At 79.1% G+C, this 2,285-nt stretch carries 2 protein-coding genes and 1 pseudogene; 2 read left to right on the top strand and 1 reads right to left on the bottom strand.

Annotated features, from left to right (window positions below):
* Positions 1-298, top strand: a pseudogene (locus CS2_RS19240) (fucose isomerase); the annotation flags it as partial.
* Between the two features lie 94 nt (positions 299-392).
* The gene (locus CS2_RS18150) at positions 393-890 is read left to right on the top strand and encodes a heme-degrading domain-containing protein (protein WP_070321011.1); all 498 of its coding nucleotides are present in this window, start codon (positions 393-395) and stop codon (positions 888-890) included.
* Between the two features lie 43 nt (positions 891-933).
* Here CS2_RS18150 and CS2_RS18145 read toward each other — a convergent pair whose 3' ends face one another.
* Positions 934-2,250, bottom strand: coding sequence for a COG1470 family protein (locus tag CS2_RS18145; protein ID WP_070321010.1), 1,317 nt, complete (start codon positions 2,248-2,250; stop codon positions 934-936).
* Positions 2,251-2,285: the final 35 nt, after the last annotated feature.

The following is a 2,285-nucleotide window of genomic DNA, read 5'->3' as shown; positions in this document are numbered from 1 at the left end:
ACGCATCTACATCGCGCAGGGGCGTCTGCACGCCGACCTGGGCCGCGCCACCGCCGTGGACCTGCCCGCCGCGGAGACGCAGCGACGCAAGCAGGCCACGAACCCCGAGTGGCCGATCCTGCACGCGGTGCTGCACGGCGTGACCCGTGACCAGTTCATGGCCCGCCACAAGGCCAACCACCTCAACGTGGCCTACGCCCCCGACGCGGCCACCGCCGACAAGGCCCTGACCGCCAAGGCCGCCATGCTCCACGGCATGGGCATCGAGGTCCACCTCTGCGGCGACGTCCACATCTGACCACCGGAGCAGACGCCGTACGCCCGGCCGCGGCACCGCGGCCGGGCGTACGGTCGGGTGCCGGCGCACGGCCGGCGGACGAGAGGGACGGCACATGGCTGACACGCAGGACGACGCGACGGCGCTGGTCGCGCGGCTCGAGGCCGAGCTGCAGGACGTGACGCTCGTGCGGTTCGGGCACGACGACGCGTGGTGGCTCGGCACGTGGGTGTGGCGCGTCGCCGCCGAGCGGGACCTGCCCGTCGTCGTCGACGTGCGCCGCGGCGAGCACCAGCTGGTGCATGCGTCCCGGCCGGGCACGTGCGCCGACAACGACGGGTGGGTCGAGCGCAAGGTGCGCACGGTCCGCCGGTTCGGGACCGCGTCGTACGTCGTCGGGCGGCGGCTGGCCGCCAAGGGCCAGACGCTCGCCGACTACGGGCTTGACCCCGCGCGCTACGCGACCGCGGGCGGCTGCGTGCCTGTCGTCGTGGACGGTGCCGGTGCCGTCGGCACGCTCGCGGTCTCGGGGCTGCCGCAGGCCGACGACCACGCGCTCGCGCTCGAGGCGCTGCGCGCGCTGCGGGCCGCGCAGGAGGCCGGCGAGGTCTGAGGCCCGCGCCGGGCGGCGCGAGCGTCGCGACGACGGGTCGGCGTCAGGCGGTGTCGGTGCGGGCCGCCGGCACCGCCGGCGTCGCCCCCGCGTCGTCGGCCCTCGCGTCGTCGGCCCTCGCCGGCGTCGTCGTCGCCGACCGCTCCGGGCCGGCCGGCTGCGCTGCCGCCGGCACCCCCGCCGCCGCCAGCGCGGCGTCGACCCGCGACTGCACGAGCGCGGCCGTGCGCCGGCGCCGCCACCGCACCAGCACTACCCCACCCACGACCACGACCAGCAGCGCGAGCTGCGACCACGGCACGGCCCACACCACGACCGACGCCGAGCCCGTGCGCAGCGCCGCGTCCACGACGTCGTCGCCCACGACCCACGGGCGCGTGTCGACGTGCCCGGCCGCGCGGACCACGGGCCACACCCGCAGGTCGCCCTCGACCCACGCGGACTGCCCGGGCAGCACCTCGCGCAGCTCGGCGCGGTGCTCGGCGGCGCCGACCCCGGCCGGCCCCGCGAGCTCCGCGACCGTGCGGGCCGCGAGACGCACGTCGCCGGTGTTCGCGACGCGGTAGCGCACGTGCACCGTGCCGGGCGCGAACGGGTTCCACGACGGCACCCAGCGCGCCTCGACGTCCTGCGGCGCGAGCGCGGCCGTGACCTCGCCCGTCACGCGCAGGTGCAGGCGCACGCCCGTGCGCGCCGCGAGCCGCACGCCCTCGCCCGTGACCAGCTCGGCCACGACGCCCGCCGGGTGGTCGCCCGGCGTCGCGTCCGCCGGCACGGCGACCGTCACCGGCACGGTCGTGCGCGCGCCGGGGTCGAGCGTGACGCGCAGCGCGCCGTCCGCCTGGCGCTCGGCCCCGGGGACGTCGCCGAGCGCGACCCACGCGCCGCCGTCCACGGGCGTCGAGCCGCCGGGCGGCAGGTCGAAGTCGCCGCCCTCGGACAACGTGCCGTCGCCCGCGTACACCGCGAACGTCGCGGCGCGGTCGCCCAGGTTGTCGAGCACGACCGCGTCGTCGGCCGACGCACCCGGGTCGAGCACGTGGCGCAGCGACAGCCGCCCGTCCGGGCCGTCGGGCGTGCCGGGGCGCACGGACCACGTGACGGCGGGCGTCCCGGCGTCCGTCGTCGCCGGGACGGGCGCGGGTCCCAGCGCGGCCGCGGGTGCGGCGGCACCGGTCGCGGCGAGCGCCGCGAGCACACCCGCAGCGAGGAGGCGCCCGGCGCGGACGTGCACGGCGCGGGCACCGGCGGTGCGGTGCGTGCGGTCGGTGCGGCGGGTGTGGTCGGGGCGGCGCGTGCGCGTGCCCCGCGGCGCGGGGGTGGTGCGCGGCGCGCGGGCGGCGGGGGGCGTGCGGTGCATGGGTCTCTCCTCGGTCCGGCGTGCGGCGGGGGTGG

This window comes from Cellulomonas iranensis NBRC 101100 = JCM 18110 (assembly GCF_001552375.1).
GTDB classification, from domain to species: domain Bacteria; phylum Actinomycetota; class Actinomycetes; order Actinomycetales; family Cellulomonadaceae; genus Cellulomonas; species Cellulomonas iranensis.
The sequence above is the reverse complement of the archived record's forward strand: the minus strand, read 5'-3'. Positions and strand labels throughout refer to the sequence as shown.